Source organism: Streptomyces sp. NPDC001315 (assembly GCF_042896175.1).
Classification (GTDB): Bacteria; Actinomycetota; Actinomycetes; order Streptomycetales; family Streptomycetaceae; genus Streptomyces.
On the sequence record NZ_JBIAWZ010000001.1, the window covers coordinates 379,828 to 395,850 of the forward strand.

A 16,023-nucleotide genomic window follows, 5' to 3' on the forward strand; every position below is an offset into this window, starting at 1 on the left:
TCGGGATGCGGTCTTTGGAGTCGCAACACCTGCCTGGACCACCCCATTCCCGGGTGCCCGGCGTCAGGGGCGCATGGCAGGATCGGTCCTGTCCACATGCTGAACACCACCCGAGGGAGTGCCGCTCGTGCCCGGTGAGAATCTGACCCGCGACGAGGCCCGGGAGCGGGCCGCCCTGCTGTCCGTCGACAGCTATGACGTGTCCCTGGACCTCCGCTCCGCCGTCGGAGACGGGGAAGGCGGCCGGGACGGTGAGCCACGCACCTTCCGCTCGGTGACCACGCTGCGCTTCCGCTGCAACGAGCCGGGCGCCGCCACCTTCGCGGACCTGATCGCGCCGAGCGTCACGGCCGTCACGCTCAACGGCAAGGACCTCGACCCGGGGGCCGTCTTCGACGGGTCGAGGATCCTGCTGGAGGATCTCGCCGCGGACAACGAGCTCGTCGTCGACGCCCAGTGCGCCTACTCGCGCACCGGCGAGGGCATGCACCGCTTCGTCGACCCCGAGGACGGCGAGGTGTACCTGTACACCCAGTACGAGCCGGCCGACTCCCGCCGGGTCTTCGCCAACTTCGAGCAGCCCGACCTCAAGGCCCCGTTCCGCTTCGAGGTGCGGGCGCCGGAGGGGTGGGTCGTGTGGAGCAACGGGGCCGGTGAACTCACCGACGGGGTGTGGCGCTTCGCCGAGACCAAGCCGATCTCGACGTACATCACGTGCGTGACGGCGGGCCCGTACCACTACGTGACCGACTCCTACTCCCGCGCCTTCGCCGACGGCACGACGCTGGAGATCCCTCTCGGCGCCCTGTGCCGCAAGGGCCTGGCACCGTACTTTGACGCCGACGACGTCTTCCTGGTCACCAAGCAGGGCCTGGACTTCTTCCACGACCACTTCGACTACCCGTACCCGTTCGGGAAGTACGACCAGGCGTTCGTGCCGGAGTACAACCTGGGCGCGATGGAGAACCCGGGTCTGGTGACCTTCCGCGAGGAGTTCATCTTCCGCGGGAAGGTGACCCGGGCGTCGTACGAGGGCCGCGCCAACGTGATCCTGCACGAGATGGCGCACATGTGGTTCGGCGACCTGGTCACCATGGAGTGGTGGGACGACCTGTGGCTGAAGGAGTCCTTCGCCGACTTCATGGGCGCGTTCTCGCTGGTCGGCGCGACCCGCTTCACCGACGGCTGGATCACCTTCGCCAACCGCCGCAAGGCATGGGCGTACCGCGCCGACCAGCTGCCGTCCACGCACCCGATCACCGCCGACATCCGCGACCTCCAGGACGCCAAGCTCAACTTCGACGGCATCACGTACGCCAAGGGCGCGAGCGTCCTGAAGCAGCTGGTGGCGTACGTCGGCCAGGACGCGTTCCTGGAGGGCGCCCGGCGCTACTTCAAGCGCAACGCGTACGGCAACACCCGGCTGGGCGACCTGCTGTCGGTCCTGGAGGAGACCAGCGGGCGGGACATGGCCGCGTGGGCGCGGTCCTGGCTGCAGACCGCCGGCGTCAACTCCCTCACCCCGCAGGTGCTGCTGAACGCGGAGGGCCGGATCACCGAGCTGGCCGTGCTCCAGGAGGCCGCCGCTGTGCTCGATCAGCCGACCCCGTCGGCGGTGCACCCCGAGCTGCGCCCGCACCGGGTGGCGATCGGCCTGTACCGGCGCACGGCGGGCGGTGCCCTGGAGCAGTACGCGCGCGCGGAGACCGACGTCGACGGCCCGCGGACGGTCGTGGCGGAGCTGGCCGGCGCCGAGGCACCGGAGCTGGTCCTCGTCAACGACGACGACCTGACGTACTGCAAGATCCGCTTCGACGCGACGTCGCTGGACACGCTCCGCGCCCACCTCGGCGACATCACCGACCCGCTGGCCCGCGCCCTGTGCTGGTCGGCGCTGTGGAACCTGACCCGGGACGCGCTGCTGCCGGCCCGGGACTTCGTCGACCTGGTGCTGCGGTTCGCGGGCCGCGAGTCCGACATCGGCGTGCTCCAGATGCTGCACGCCTGGGCCGGCTCGGCGCTGGTCCACTACGTGGCACCGCAGTGGCGCAAGACCGGTGAGCGGCTGCTCGCGGAGGGCGCGCTGAAGGAGCTGCGGCTGGCCGAACCGGGCAGTGAGCACCAGCTGGCGTGGGCGCGGTTCTTCGCGACGGTGGCGTCCGGCGCGGCCGATCTCCAGCTGCTCCAGGGCCTGCTGGAGGGCACGGCGACGATCGACGGGCTGGTAGTGGACCAGGAGCTGCGCTGGGCGTTCCTGGAGCCGCTGGCCGCGCACGGCACCGCGGACGAGGCCGTGCTGGCGGCCGAACTGGCCCGCGACGACACGGCGTCCGGCAAGCGCCACCAGGTCCGCTGCCTCGCCGCCCGCCCCTCGGCGGCGGTCAAGGCGCAGGCGTGGGCGCAGGTGGTCGAGTCGGACGCGCTGTCCAACGCGCTGGTCGAGGCCACGATCGCGGGCTTCGCGCAGTCGTCGCAGCGGGAGCTGCTCGCGCCGTACGCGGAGAAGTACTTCGCGGTGATCGAGCGGGTGTGGCGGGACCGCTCGATCCAGATCGGCATGGACGTGGTCCGGGGCCTGTTCCCGTCCCTCCAGGACTCGGCCGAGACGCTGGCCGCCGCCGACGCCTGGCTGTCGGCCCATGAGGAGGCGGCTCCGGCGCTGCGCCGGCTGGTGCTGGAGGCGCGGGACGACCTGGCACGGGCGTTGCGCGGACAGGCCTGCGACGCTGCGGCGGCCGGCTGATCCCGCCCCGGGGATCGCGTACTCCGTAGCCGTTACGGAATTCAGGCAATAGGAGCCGTAACCCCTGGTCCCACCCGAACGGACCAGGGGTTTTCCGTGACCTTCGGCTCCCGAACACCCGTCCTTTAGTGCTGTCTTGTCCGGATTTTCCGACGGGTGTGTAACAGCGGTTAAAGGGCGGATCGGACGCGGGAATCTCCGGGTCATGAACCACAACACCCCGCTCCCCCCGGTCCCGCCATTCTCCCCCCGTCCCGTGCGTCACCTCTCCGAGCTGAACCGCCGTGTCATGACGGCCGCCCAGCTCCGCTCGCACGGCGTCTCGCCCGCGGAGGCGAACGAACAGTGCCGCGCCGGCGGCCCCTGGCAGCAGTTCCTGCCGGGCGTGTACCTGCTCCACCCCGGCCCGCCGACCAGCGAGGAGCGGCTGCACGCGGTGCTGATGTACGCAGCGCGCGTCGCACAGCGCGCGGTGGTGCCGGTTCAGCCCGATGGCGACGGTCGTGGGGAAACCCAACGGCCGGTGTACGACGACGTGATGATCACGGGGCTGGCTGCCCTGACACTGCACGGCTTCGCCTCCACTCCCCCGCTTCCGTCCCTGGAGAAGATCGACGTCCTGGTCCCGCGGCTGCGTCGGCTGCGCTCGGCGGGCTGCGCGCGGATCGTGCGTACCCCCGCCCTCCCCACCCCGCGCCAGGTCACGGGCCTCCCGGTCGCCCCGGTCCCGCGCGCCCTGGCCGACGCGGTGGCGGAGCTGGCGGACGGGGCCGCCGTACGCCGGCTGCTGACGGAGTCGGTACGCGGCGGCCACTGCGAACCGGCCGCCGTCGTACGTGAGCTGACCCAGGCCAAGCTGCTCGGTCGCCCGCACGTCGTGGACGCCGTGGACTCGCTGCTGGCCGAGGGCCGCGCGATCGCGGAGGACCGCCTGTACCGGATGGTCCGGGAGTACGGCCTGCCCGACCCCGTGTGGAACATCGACCTGCGCCTGCCGGGCGGCCCGCACCTGGGCGGCCTGGACGCCTACTGGCCGGAGCACGCGGTGGCGGTGGAGCTGGACACCCGCGCACCCCGCCAGGACGAGGACGCGCTGTGGTCCGAATACGCCCGCAAGCGCGAGCACTTGGAGCGGCTGGGCATCACGGTCGTCCACATCACCCCGAGGAAGCTCCGCGATGCGATGGAGCAGCAGGCAGCGGTGGTCCGTACGGCCCTGATGGCGTCAGGGGACCGGGATCCCGCCGCGTATGTCGTGGTGCTGCCCCGGTAGTGAGGGACCGGGCGTACGCATCAGGAGGGGAGAGGAGGGGCCGCCGGAGTCGATCCGGGCGGCCCCTCCTCGTAAAGCGCTCCGTCACGTCACGACGTGCAGACGTTCTTCGACCCCGAGTTCCAGGGACGGGGCGTGGGCAAGCGCGCCGTCCGCATGCTCCTCGAACAGGCCCGCGAGGAGAACCGCTGGGGAGTCGTCCACGCCTTCCCGGCGACCGGCAACGGACCCTCGAACGGCATCTGCCGCTCCCTGGGGTTCCGGCTGCCCGGCCGGCTCGACGTGACGTTCGCCGACCGGGTGCTGCACAGCAACCACTGGGCGATCGACCCGCGCGTGGATCTGCGTCACTGACCTGGGCCGGGGCTCCTACAACGGCTCCGGCAGGGACGGCCGGGTCGTCCGCGCGTGCACGCGGTCGATCAGTTCGGCGTACGACGCGATCATCCGCGTACGGCTGAAACGCTCGCGGCTGCGGGCGAGGGCCGGTGCGAGGGCGGTGCGGCCGGCGACCGCCTCGCTCCAGGCCCGGGCGACGGCCTCCGGGTCCAGCGGGGTGACGATCCCGTGCCCGGTCACGATCGCCGCGCTGTCGCCGACGTCGGTGGCGACGGGGACGGCGCCGCACATCATGCCCTCGATCAGGCACAAGGGGGCCGCCTCGCCCCATGCGGAGGTCAGCGCGACCACGTCGGCGCCGGCGTACACGACCTCCATGTCGCGCCGCACGCCCAGGAGGTGAAACCGCCCGGCCGGTGGCTGCTCGCCCTCGAAAGCGGCCCCGACGTCCGCCGCGAGCGCCGGGTTGGCCGACGTCATGCCCGCCCCGCACATCAGCACCTGCCCGTCGGGCTCGCTGCGGAGCCAGGCCCGGGCGGCCCGCAGGAACAGCGGGACGTTCTTCATCGCCGCGTACCGGGCTGCGAAGACGACCACCGGAGCCGGGTCCGGGATGCCGAGCTCCACCCGCAGCGCGAGCCGCCGGGCCGCGTCGGGGCGGAAGCGAAACAGATCCACCCCGTTCGGGATCACGTGCAGCAGCTCCCCCGGGATCCCGGCGGCCTCGTACGCGGCCCGGGTCGACTCGGCGCAGCAGACGCAGGCCGCCACCGTGCCGTCGGCGATGGCGGCTTTGAGCTCGTCCAGCGCCGGACCCTGGTTCTCGGGGTCCGAGCGGTGCAGACAGACCACCACCGGGCGGCGCGGCAGGCCCGCCTGGTTGAGCAGCGCGAGGGGCTGCTCCTTGAGCGACAGGATCACGTCGGCGTCCGCCATGGCCCGAGCCGTTTCGGCCAGCTCCGGCCCGCTGAAAACGGCCGGATCACCGCTGGCGCCGAAGGTGCGGCCCAGGGAGCCGACACCCACCCCGGCCGCCGTCAGCGCCCGGTAGCAGGCGTCGTCCTCCATCCGCTGCCGGGTGGCCTCACGGTGCACCTCGCCGTGAACGCTCAGCACCCGCTGGTACTGCCCGCCCTCCCGCAGCCCCAGCACGACATCGCTGTGCAGGATCCGAGCCCCGCCGGAGAAGAATCCCTCGTAGACCGACAGCACCCGCAGCCCGAGTCCGCCACGCACACGATCACCGCCTTGCACCCATATCAAGCCATCCCCCGTGAAGTGCGGGTTAGCCGATATGAGGCGTTACAGACATTGCGTACGGGTTAACGCGGCGCTTCGTGTCGGTGTCTGATGATTTACACCCGTCCGCTCCTCTCCGCGCCGCTCCACTCCCCCTCCGCTCCCCGTCTACTCCCCGCAGAACTCCGCCTCGATCACCGCCTCGCCTTCCCCCGACCAGTCCCCGTTGAAGTTGACCGCCAGCGAATGACGGCCGTCCGCCGTCGTCACCGCCGAGGACACCGAGCCGTGGATGCCGCCGTCGTGGCCCCAGACGTGGACGCCGCAGCTGAGCTCTCGGTCCATGAGGCCGAGGCCGTAGTCGACGTTGCGGAGGGCTTCGGCCTTCACCGTGGTCTTCATCTCCTTCAGCTGCTTCGGCGGGAGCAGGTTGCCGCGCAGGAGGGCCCGGTAGAAGCGGTTCAGGTCGGCCGAGTCCGAGATCATCTCCCCTGCCGAGAAGGCGATGGAGGGGTTCAGCCTCGTGACGTCGTACGTCGGGCCCGTGGCCGTCTGCGCCAGCTTCGAGTAGGCGCGGCTGCTGGGCCGCGGGACGGTGACCCGGGTGCCGGGGACGGACGTGGCGGTCAGCTTCAGGGGCTCGATGATGCGGTGGCGGATCTCGGTGGCGTACGGGCGGCCGGTCACGCTCTCGATCACCATGCCGGCCAGGACGTAGTTGGTGTTGGAGTAGTTCCAGGAGGTGCCGGGGGCGAAGTCCGGCGCGTGGGACATCGCGACCGCGACCAGGTCGGCCGGCTTCTTCGTGTCGTAGCGGTGCTCGTCGAAGCCGTCCTTCAGGAAGTACGTGCGGCCGAAGTCGTCGTCCGCCGTGTAGTTGAAGATGCCGCTGGTGTGGTTGAGGAGCTGGCGGACGGTGATCCGGCGGCCGTCGTGGCCGTGGCCGTGGACCACGCCCGGCAGCCACTTCTCCACCGTGTCGTCCAGCGACAGACGGCCCTCGGCCTCCAGCTGGAGCAACACCGTGGCCACGAAGGTCTTGGTGATGCTGCCGACGCGGTAGCGGTCGGCCGCCGAACGCGGCTCGCCCGTGCCGAGGTCGCCCACGCCCGCCGTCGTCGCCCAGACCTTCCGCCCGTCCTGCGCCGTCGCCGTGACCCCGGGCACGCCGTCGGCGACGGCGGCCTCCACGGCTCGGCGGGTCGCGTCATGAGAGCCGTTTCCGGCGGGAGCCGCCGCCACCGCGGGTGCGGCCAGCGCCGCCACCGACAGCGCCACGGCCGTCGCTTGCACCAGGACCGTACGTACCGACATGTTCTTTCCCCTTCGTCGAGCCCGGTCGGGGCTTGGTCGAGGGGACGGACTCGCAGGCTGTGCACGGGGTTGCCTGGCGTTACGCCAGTTGAGCCAGTTTTAGCCCTTCTTGAGCACCAGCTCGGTGTTGCGGTCCCGCGCCTCGCCCGCCTTGTCGGGGCGGGCGCCGGGGGGTGTCGAAGGCCGGCACGCGGCCGGGCAACAGCAGTCCAGGCCAGGACGTTGCGGTGACGGCCAAGCAGGGAGACGACCGCGGCACCGCCCATTTTCCGGCGCCTGTTCTCGCGGCACCGCCCATTTTCCGGCGACTATTCTCGCGGCTCCTCCGCGAGGCGTCCGACGGCCGGGCGCTCACGCCACAGCTTCAGCGCCACGTCGACCAGCCGCACCCGGGTCAGTCCGGATACGGCGTCCAGGTCCTGCCAGGCGGCCAGGTCCGTGGAGCCGTTGACCTCGTTGCGCAGTTCACCGCCGGCGATCCGGCCCTCGTAGACGATCCGTACGCCGTGATGGTCGGCGGAGCGGCGCAGGCCCTCCCGGCGGAAGACGTGGCGGACGGAGTGCACGCCAAGGAGGCCGGTGACGTCGATGCGGTAGCCGGTCTCCTCCGTCACCTCCCGCCGCACGGTGTCGTAGGGGTCCTCACCGTGTTCCATGCCGCCGCCGGGCAGGACCCACTCGGGGGTGCCGTCGGGGGCGGGTGAGCGGGCGAGCAGGATCTGTCCGTCGCGGACGCAGACGGCGTAGGCGGCCACTCTCAACTTCTTGCGCACACGAAGACGTTAGCCGGGGGCGTGCGGCTCGCTCCCCCGGAAGGACAAATACGCGCGTAGGTCACCCTGCCGACGGTTCACAGAAATGCCACAGGATGTCCGGTTAGCCCCCCAAAATCCATCGCGGGTTTTCCCCATACATCCATATCGTTTCGGTCAACCCTCCCCAAACACCTGTCCCTTGGGTAAAGCTGAGCGATCGTCCGGGGCCCCAGTCCGGACGATCGCGACCAGGGCCGATCGGTCCGGTCGTTCCACGCTCGTTCCTTTACCTACAAGGGATGCCGATGACCCTCAACCCCCAGCGTGAACCGATACCGGGCGCGAGACGCGTGGTCCGCACAGCCCTGGCCGCCGGGCTGGTGGCCGCGCTCTCCGCCGCCGGACCGATACCCATGGCCTTCTCCGCGGACCAGGCGCCGGCCGCGGCGGACCCCGGCGTCAAGTCCGCGGGCGAGAAGCTCGGCTCCGACGACGCCGACCGGCTCGCCCAGGCCAAGGCGGACGGCGACAAGACCGTCACGCTGATGGTCGCGACCGCGCCCGGCCAGACCGAGCAGGTCGCCGAGAAGCTGGACGCGGTCAAGGGCGGCTCCGTGGGCCGCACCTATGACAAGCTCGGCTACGTCCGGGCCACCGTCCCGACGGGCACGGCGGACTCGGCCATCGCCGCCGCCGCGAAGCTGTCCTCCGTGCAGGCCATCGACCTGCGGCAGGAGATCCAGCTCGACGACCCCACGCCGAGCGCGGACACCGCCGAGGGCGTCAAGTCCGCGGGCACCGCGGCCACTTACCCGGCACCTGGCAAGAACACCCCGGCCGAGAACCCGTACAACCCGTCCTTCGAGACGGGCGCCGTCGACTTCGTGAAGGACCACCCGAAGGCGGACGGCCGCGGCATCACCATCGGCATCCTCGACTCGGGCGTGGACCTGGGCCACCCGGCGCTGCAGAAGACCACCACCGGCGAGCGCAAGATCGTCGACTGGGTGACGTCGACCGACCCGATCGTCGACAGCGACAACACCTGGCGCCCGATGGTCACCTCCGTGTCCGGGCCCTCGTTCACCTACGGCGGCCGCACCTGGACGGCGCCGGCGGGCTCGTACCAGATCAGCACGTTCAAGGAGTCGTACACCACCGGCGGTGACGCCGCCGGCGACGCCAACCGCGACGGTGACACCACCGACTCGTGGGGTGTGCTGTACGACGCGGCGGCCGGCACGGTCCGCGTCGACCTGAACAACAACTTCGACTTCGGCGACGACGAGCCGCTGAAGCCGTACAAGGACGGTTACCAGGTCGGCTACTTCGGTACCGACAACCCGGCGACCGATGTCGTCGAGCGCCAGCCGTTCGTCGTGCAGATCCGCAAGGACGTGCCGATGGACCCCTACGGCGGTGACTGGGTCGGCAAGAAGGTCGACTTCGTCAACATCGGCGTCATCGAGTCCGAGCACGGCACGCACGTCGCCGGCATCACCGCCGCGAACGGCCTGTTCGGCGGCAAGATGAACGGCGCGGCCCCGGGCGCGAAGATCGTCTCGTCCCGTGCCTGCACCTGGACCGGCGGCTGCACCAACGTCGCGCTCACCGAGGGCATGATCGACCTGGTGGTCAACCGCGGTGTCGACATCGTCAACATGTCGATCGGCGGCCTGCCGGCGCTGAACGACGGAAACAACGCGCGCGCCGAGCTGTACACGCGCCTCATCGACACCTACGGCGTCCAGCTGGTGATCTCCGCGGGCAACTCCGGCCCCGGCGCGAACACCATCGGCGACCCCGGCCTGGCCGACAAGGTGATCTCCGTCGGCGCGGGCATCTCCAAGGCGACCTGGGCCGCCAACTACGGCTCGGCCGTGACGAAGTCGTACGCGCTGCTGCCCTTCTCCTCGCGCGGCCCGCGTGAGGACGGCGGTTTCACGCCGACCCTCGTCGCCCCCGGCGCCGCGATCAACACCACCCAGACCTGGCTGCCGGGCTCCCCGGTCGCCGAGGCGGGCTACTCGCTGCCGGCCGGCTACTCGATGCTCCAGGGCACGTCGATGGCGTCCCCGCAGGCCGCCGGTGCCTCCGCGCTGCTGCTGAGCGCCGCCGAGCAGAAGGGCATCGCCCTCACCCCGGCGGCCCTGCGCACGGCGCTGACCTCGACCGCCGACCACATCAAGGGTGTGCAGGCGTACGAGGAGGGTGCGGGCAGCATCAACATCGTGGACGCCTGGGACGCCATCGAGGACGGCGCCACCGCCCACGACTACACGGTGAAGGCCCCGGTCGACACCGCGATCGACTACGCGCTGAAGACGCCGGGCTTCGGCACCGGCCTCTACGACCGCGAGGGCGGCCTGAAGGCCGGCCAGAAGAAGACGTACGACATCACCATCACCCGTACGTCCGGTGCCGACAAGGCGATCCGGCACGAGCTGCACTTCGAGAACAACGCCGGTGACACCTTCAGGATCGTCGGCTCCGACGAGGTGAAGCTGCCGCTGAACCAGCCGGTGACCGTCAAGGTCCAGGCCGCGCCGAAGTCCGCCGGCATCAAGAGCGCGATCCTCGAGGTCGACGACCCGAAGACCGAGGGCCTCGACCAGCAGATCCTCACCACGGTCGTGGTCTCGACTCCGGTGAAGTACACCTTCTCCGCGTCGAACACCGTCCAGCGCAACAGCTCCCAGTCGTACTTCGTGACCGTGCCCGAGGGCGCGACGTCGCTGGAGGTCGCGATCGGCGGGCTGAAGGACAAGAGCCAGACCCGGTTCCTCGCCATCCACCCGTACGGCACGCCGGTCGACAACACCAGCACCCCGTACTGCTACAACAACTACCTCGACGGCAACGGCTGCAAGCCCGACGTGCGTTCGTACGCCGATCCGCAGGCCGGTGTCTGGGAGATCGACGTCGAGTCGCGCCGCACCTCGCCGCTCCTCGACAACCCCTACAAGGTCGACGTGTCCGTGCTCGGCGCGGCCTTCGACCCGGAGACCGTGACGGTGCCCGAGGCCAAGGCCGGTGTCCCGTCCGCCGCCTCCTGGAAGGTGACGAACAACTTCGCCGCCCTCGACGGCAAGCTGGTGGGCGGCCCCCTCGGCTCGGCCAAGTCGGCCCGTCCCGCCATCAAGGAGGGCGAGACGCAGACCACCACGGTCGAGGTGCCCGAGGGCGCCAAGTCGCTGGACGTCGCCATCGGCAACGTCTCCGACGCGTCCGCCGACCTGGACCTGACGGTCTACGACGCGACCGGCAAGCAGGTCGGCCAGTCCGCCGACGGCGACTCGGAGGAGGCGGTCTCCCTCGCCTCACCGGCCGCCGGTACGTACACCATCAAGGTCGTGGGCTACGCGGTCCCGGCCGGCTCGACCGACTACGACTACCAGGACGTCTTCTTCTCCGCCGCCCTGGGCTCCGTCACCGTCGACGAGTCCGCGCCGGTGAAGCTCGCCACGGGTGAGTCGACGACGGTCTCCGGCTCGGTCACCGCGCTGGCCGCCGCACCCGAGGGACGCGAGTTCTTCGGCCAGGCCCAGCTGGTGAACGCGCGCGGCACGGTCGCGGGCGTCGCGAGCGTGAAGATCGAGAAGGTCACGCCGTAGCCCTTGCTCCTACGGCTGGTGCGGGGCGGGCGTCCGGGAACGGGCGCCCGCCCTTTTCTCACTCACACGGGAGGCCTCGGGACTGGGGCAACGCCTTGAGGATCCAGGCCCGGTCGTGGGCGATGTCCTGCTCCCGCGTGCTCCAGATGTCGGGTGACGCCGAGTCGCGCGGGATGCCGACCAGGACGTGGTCGCCCTTGTGCAGCCGCGGGTCGACGTCCTCGTCCATCACGAAGGTGATCCGGTCCTTCCCCTTGTCCGGCTTGTAGTAGCGGGCCACGTCCAGGGTGATCCGGTCCTGCGCACTGCCGGGTGCCGGCTCGACCTCGGCGACCGTGCCCTCGGCGATGAGCCGGGAACAGGCGATGTAGCCGGGGGCGCTGAGCATGGACTCCGCCCCCTTCGCGTCTCCGCCGTCCGCCTTGGACGCCGAGGAGCTGTCGTTCGCCCCACCGGGCCCGCCGTGCGCGACGAGCCATCCCAGGCCGACGACCATCGTGCCCACCGCGGCCGCGGCGAGGGTTCCCACCGCCACCACCAGGGCACGGCGGCCACGGTTCCTGGGGGCCCGTTCCGGGCGGCGGGTGCGCTTTTTGGAAGTCCGTCGCGGGACCGGCTTCCTCTCCTCCCCCTGGTCGGCCAGGGCATTCCCGAGGTCCGTCAACTGGGCGCGCAGCACAGCCACGTCCGCCACCGCGGCCCGGTGTTCCGCCATGAACTCGGCGTCGTCGTGGGCCTCCTCGGTCAGCGGCTCGTCCGTGATCGCGGCCATGAGCGCGTCCATGCCTTCGTACTCGGCCACGTCACACCACCTCGTCCTCGTGCAGGCGGGCGCGCAGCGCGCGGACCGCCGTGTGCAGCCTGCTCTTGACCGTGCCCTCCGGGATGCCGAGCTCCTCGGCTATCCCGCGCACGGAGAGATCGGTGTAGAAACGCAGGACGAGGACCTGGCGCTGGGCGTCGGGCAGTTCGTCCAGGCCCTGGGCGACGGCGAGGGAGAGCAGGCTGGTGTCCTCGCCCGAGGGGTGTTCGTGCTGGCGCAGGGAGGCCAGTCGCTCCCCGATCCGCTCCTGGCGGCGCTTGTTGCGGTGCCAGTCCATCGCGAGGTTCGAGGCGACGACCGCTACCCACGCGGACACGTCACGCGGCGCCTCGTCCCCCCTCGCCGCCCGCTCCAGCAACCGCAGGCGGACCTGCTGCACCCCGTCCGGCAGGTCCGCCTGCGGTACGCCGCCGAGCGCGAGCACCGCACGCACCCGGCGTTCCTGGGCCGCGTCCAGGGGGTCGTCCACCCCCTGGCCGCGGCGGCCCTTTCTGCGCAGCACAGCCACCCCTCCCCTCCCCGCGTTTCCCCTACGACGCGGCGGCGCTCCAAAACGTTCGGCTCACTTCGGCGGAGTTTTCCGGACCGACGACCTCCACATTTTCCCTCCCTGCTGGACGAGCACCTCAAGCCGGTGCGCCGGATCGGTGAGGGGCGGGGATGCACCCGGTGCCGCCCGGTCTGCCCCAGATCCGCACGATCGGCAGCCGGCGGGTGGAGCCGGAGCGCTGAGAGCGGCCCGCGGAGGCGTACGTCACATCGCCGCGCCCGGCAGCACAGATTGCGGCACGCATCCCCCGGGGGGCGAATTTCTCCAGCTCACGGGGGGTGCAGGCCGGAGTTCCGCAAGGGGCCGTGAGGTCGGGGTGTCCCACTGTCCGGGCATGAGGAGCAAAGAATTGGACAGGCGGACCGGGGTGGGCCGCATGATGGAAATGCCCCATCAGTCACACACGAGTAAACGCACGCCAAGGGAGTCGCCGTGAGGGTCGGAATCGTCGGAGCCACCGGTCAGGTCGGCACGGTCATGCGCAGGATCCTGGTCGAGCGGGACTTCCCGGTCACCGAGCTGCGCCTGTTCGCCTCGGCTCGCTCCGCGGGGACCGTCCTGGACGGCGTGACGGTGGAGGACGCGGCGACCGCCGACTACTCCGGCCTGGACATCGTCCTCTTCTCCGCGGGCGGCGCGACCTCGAAGGCGCTGGCCGAGAAGGTCGCCTCCCAGGGCGCGGTCGTGATCGACAACTCCTCCGCCTGGCGCAAGGACCCGGACGTACCCCTCGTGGTCTCCGAGGTGAACCCGCACGCGATCGCCGACCGCCCCAAGGGCATCATCGCCAACCCGAACTGCACGACGATGGCCGCGATGCCGGTCCTGAAGCCGCTGCACGAGGAGGCGGGCCTGGAGGCCCTCGTCGTCGCCACCTACCAGGCGGTCTCCGGCTCCGGTCTCGCCGGTGTGGCCGAGCTGCACGGCCAGGCGCTCAAGGTCGTCGCCGACGCCGACAAGCTCACCCACGACGGCCAGGCGGTCGACTTCCCCGAGCCGCAGGTCTACAAGCGGCCCATCGCCTTCAATGTGCTCCCCCTGGCCGGCTCCGTCGTCGACGACGGTCTGAACGAGACGGACGAGGAGCAGAAGCTCCGCAACGAGTCCCGCAAGATCCTGGAGATCCCGGAGCTGAAGGTCTCCGGCACGTGCGTGCGCGTCCCGGTCTTCTCCGGCCACTCCCTCCAGGTCAACGCCCGCTTCGCCCGCCCGATCGGGGTGGAGCGCGCGACAGAGCTGCTGGCCGGCGCCCCGGGCGTGGCCCTCTCCGAGATCCCGACCCCCCTCCAGGCGGCCGGCCAGGACGCGTCGTACGTCGGTCGCATCCGCAGCGACGAGACGGTGGACAACGGCCTGGCCCTGTTCATCTCCAACGACAACCTCCGCAAGGGCGCGGCCCTGAACGCGGTGCAGATCGCGGAGCTGGTGGCGCAGGAGCTGTCGGCCGAGTAAGCCGTACGCGCATGCTCGTACGCGCGTGCAGGGGCGGTCACCGGATGCCGGTGACCGCCCCTGCACGCTGCGCGACGCCGTTCGGCCACCCGGTCACGGTCGCCGTACCTCGTACAGGAAGCACCCGTACTCCACGGCCCGCACATGGACGAGCACCACCTCGGGGTCCGCGAACTCCTCCTCGAAGGCCCACCCGGACTCCGTCGCATCGTCGACGAGCCGTCCGCCCAGAATGCGTCCGTCGGCCGAGTAGCGGCGCACTGCGCGGTGGGCGTTGGTGAAGGGGAGGACGTCCGTGCCCGGACGCCCACACTCCTCCGCGTGGACGAACACAGGCCCCTGCTCGTCGTCACCGGCGGGATTCAGACATCAGGTTCCACTCGCTTGGGAGTACCGGCGTCGGCGGGATCCGCCGCGCCAGTGCCCGGGGGACGAGGCGTCTCACCTGGGGTGACCGCGCGTCGTACGACGGCAACCAGCCAGGAGTTCAAGGAGCGGTCGTCGGCGGCGGCAGCAGCTCTGGCCAATTCGTGCAGTTCATCGGGAAGCCTTAGGTTTACATGCTTCATAGGACCATTTTTGGACTAGAGTGGTCCTATGTCCAGGTTGCGGATGTACCCGACGCGTGAGCAAGAGCAGCGGATGCTGCTGCACTGTGCGCACGCCAGGTACGTATGGAATCTGGCTGTCGAACAGCACTCGCACTGGCAGCCGGGCCGCAGGTCCGCACCGGGGTTTGCCGCGCAGTGCAGGCAGCTCACCGAAGCCAGGCGGGAGAACGAGTGGCTGCGCGCCGGAAACGCGGACGTGCAGCAGCAGGCATTGCAAGACTTCGCCAAGGCCAAGGCCGCCACGTTCGCTTCCGGGTTCGGTGAGCCGACTTGGCGCAAGAAGCACAAACATGAAGGCTTCCACGTCATCGGCGTCGACCGCGTACCTGAGTTCAACCCCGACGGGACGCCGCTGGTGAACTCGAAGACAGGCAAGCAGGTCATGGGCCGGTCTGTGGTGGTGCAGAGGCTGAACCGGAACTGGGCGCAGGTGAAGGTACCCGGTTGCGGCTGGGTTCGCTTCCGCCTCACCCGCGCCGGGCTGCCGAGGGCCAAGACCTTCCGCGTCACCTACCGCAACGGCCAATGGCACCTTGCTTTCCCCCTGCGCCCCGAACCGATCACGGCCCCGGGCACAGGCGAGGTCATCGGCGTCGATCGAGGCGTAAGAATCACCGCTGCGCTGTCTGACGGGCGGAAGCTGAACTGCCCACAGCTCACCACCGGGGAGCGCGCCCGGTTGCGTAAGCATGAGCGGCGCGCCGCCCGTGCTCCCAAGGACAGTGAGCGCAAGGCCGCCGAGTACGCCAAGGTCGCACAACTGAAAGCGCGTGAGGCCAATCGGCGCAAGGACTGGTGCGAGAAGACCTCGACGATGCTCGCCCGTACCTGCGATCTGGTCCGGTTCGAGAAACTGCACATCAAGAACATGACCCGCTCGGCCAAGGGCACGGCCGAGCAGCCTGGCGCGAACGTACGCGCCAAGGCCGGGCTGAACCGAGCGATCCTGGCCCAGGGCTGGGGTCTTCTGCGGCGCCGAACCGGCGAGAAGGCCCCGGGCCGGGTCGAGGACGTCCCCGCGCCCTACACGAGTCTGCGGTGCAGTGCCTGTGGTTGGATCGAGAAGGACTCGCGCAAGAGCCAAGCCGAGTTCGTCTGCGTATCCTGCGGCTTTACCTGCAACGCGGACGAGAACGCAGCCATCAACGTCGCGGCAGGACAGGGCGGGATACCCTCGCCCCGGCGATCAGCCTGTGCCGGAGGGATGACGGCGGCCATCGGCCGCTCGAGCGTCCGTGAACCTCAACCCAACCGGGTTGAAATCCCCCTCCTCGGGAGGGGGAGGATGTCAAACATAACGAGGAGATGAC

General features: G+C 70.5%; 12 protein-coding genes and 1 pseudogene. 6 read left to right on the top strand and 7 right to left on the bottom strand.

Features of this window, described 5'->3' with window-relative positions:
* Positions 1–127: 127 nt before the first annotated feature.
* The 3 genes from pepN to ACFY16_RS01655 all read left to right on the top strand — a co-directional run bounded on the left by pepN (position 128) and on the right by ACFY16_RS01655 (position 4,370).
* Entirely contained in the window at positions 128–2,743 is a 2,616-nt protein-coding gene (pepN, locus tag ACFY16_RS01645; protein ID WP_390645062.1) for an aminopeptidase N, read from the top strand.
* 205 nt (positions 2,744–2,948) lie between these two features.
* On the top strand, positions 2,949–4,016 hold the full coding sequence (locus ACFY16_RS01650) for a hypothetical protein (protein WP_390645063.1): 1,068 nt from the start codon (positions 2,949–2,951) through the stop codon (positions 4,014–4,016).
* Positions 4,017–4,112: 96 nt separating this feature from the next.
* Positions 4,113–4,370, top strand: coding sequence for a GNAT family N-acetyltransferase (locus ACFY16_RS01655; protein ID WP_390645064.1), 258 nt, complete (start codon positions 4,113–4,115; stop codon positions 4,368–4,370).
* Positions 4,371–4,385: 15 nt separating this feature from the next.
* Here ACFY16_RS01655 and ACFY16_RS01660 read toward each other — a convergent pair whose 3' ends face one another.
* The 3 genes from ACFY16_RS01660 to ACFY16_RS01670 form a co-directional block, all read right to left on the bottom strand.
* The gene (locus tag ACFY16_RS01660) at positions 4,386–5,567 is read right to left on the bottom strand and encodes a glycosyltransferase (protein WP_390646070.1); all 1,182 of its coding nucleotides are present in this window, start codon (positions 5,565–5,567) and stop codon (positions 4,386–4,388) included.
* Between the two features lie 195 nt (positions 5,568–5,762).
* A complete protein-coding gene (locus ACFY16_RS01665) occupies positions 5,763–6,908 on the bottom strand; it encodes a serine hydrolase domain-containing protein (RefSeq protein WP_390645065.1) in 1,146 nt (381 codons plus the stop codon).
* A gap of 308 nt (positions 6,909–7,216) precedes the next feature.
* Positions 7,217–7,681, bottom strand: coding sequence for an NUDIX hydrolase (locus ACFY16_RS01670; protein WP_390645066.1), 465 nt, complete (start codon positions 7,679–7,681; stop codon positions 7,217–7,219).
* Between the two features lie 287 nt (positions 7,682–7,968).
* Here ACFY16_RS01670 and ACFY16_RS01675 point away from each other — a divergent pair, with 287 nt between their 5' ends.
* Positions 7,969–11,277, top strand: coding sequence for a S8 family serine peptidase (locus ACFY16_RS01675; protein ID WP_390645067.1), 3,309 nt, complete (start codon positions 7,969–7,971; stop codon positions 11,275–11,277).
* A 58-nt stretch (positions 11,278–11,335) separates the two neighbouring features.
* On the opposite strand, the gene ACFY16_RS01680 is transcribed toward ACFY16_RS01675, so the two are convergent.
* Positions 11,336–12,079: a hypothetical protein gene (locus tag ACFY16_RS01680; RefSeq protein ID WP_390645068.1), complete on the bottom strand. Its 744-nt coding sequence runs from the start codon at positions 12,077–12,079 to the stop codon at positions 11,336–11,338.
* Between the two features lies 1 nt (position 12,080).
* Positions 12,081–12,608: an RNA polymerase sigma factor gene (locus tag ACFY16_RS01685; RefSeq protein ID WP_390645069.1), complete on the bottom strand. Its 528-nt coding sequence runs from the start codon at positions 12,606–12,608 to the stop codon at positions 12,081–12,083.
* 474 nt (positions 12,609–13,082) lie between these two features.
* Between ACFY16_RS01685 and ACFY16_RS01690 the strand changes: the two genes are divergently transcribed.
* Complete coding sequence (locus tag ACFY16_RS01690; RefSeq protein WP_390645070.1) at positions 13,083–14,102, top strand: aspartate-semialdehyde dehydrogenase; 1,020 nt, start codon at positions 13,083–13,085, stop codon at positions 14,100–14,102.
* A 93-nt stretch (positions 14,103–14,195) separates the two neighbouring features.
* Here the strand turns inward: ACFY16_RS01690 and ACFY16_RS01695 are convergent.
* Together ACFY16_RS01695 and ACFY16_RS01700 are read right to left on the bottom strand one after the other, a co-directional pair.
* Positions 14,196–14,465: pseudogene (locus ACFY16_RS01695) on the bottom strand (DUF1203 domain-containing protein); the annotation flags it as partial.
* Positions 14,465–14,671 (bottom strand): Arc family DNA-binding protein, encoded by a 207-nt coding sequence (locus tag ACFY16_RS01700; protein ID WP_390645071.1) that lies wholly within the window; start codon positions 14,669–14,671, stop codon positions 14,465–14,467. The pseudogene ACFY16_RS01695 and the gene ACFY16_RS01700, both read right to left, overlap by 1 nt.
* Positions 14,672–14,699: 28 nt before the next feature.
* Here ACFY16_RS01700 and ACFY16_RS01705 point away from each other — a divergent pair, with 28 nt between their 5' ends.
* The gene (locus ACFY16_RS01705; protein WP_390645072.1) at positions 14,700–16,022 is read left to right on the top strand and encodes an RNA-guided endonuclease InsQ/TnpB family protein; all 1,323 of its coding nucleotides are present in this window, start codon (positions 14,700–14,702) and stop codon (positions 16,020–16,022) included.
* Position 16,023: the final 1 nt, after the last annotated feature.

Excerpts from the sequence above, each read along its gene's own strand:
- ACFY16_RS01650 (WP_390645063.1), top strand. The coding sequence starts at position 2,949 with ATGAACCACAACACCCCGCTCCCCCCGGTCCCGCCATTCTCCCCCCGT.
- ACFY16_RS01665 (WP_390645065.1), bottom strand. The coding sequence starts at position 6,908 with ATGTCGGTACGTACGGTCCTGGTGCAAGCGACGGCCGTGGCGCTGTCG.
- ACFY16_RS01675 (WP_390645067.1), top strand. The coding sequence starts at position 7,969 with ATGACCCTCAACCCCCAGCGTGAACCGATACCGGGCGCGAGACGCGTG.
- ACFY16_RS01700 (WP_390645071.1), bottom strand. The coding sequence starts at position 14,671 with ATGAAGCATGTAAACCTAAGGCTTCCCGATGAACTGCACGAATTGGCC.
- ACFY16_RS01705 (WP_390645072.1), top strand. The coding sequence starts at position 14,700 with ATGTCCAGGTTGCGGATGTACCCGACGCGTGAGCAAGAGCAGCGGATG.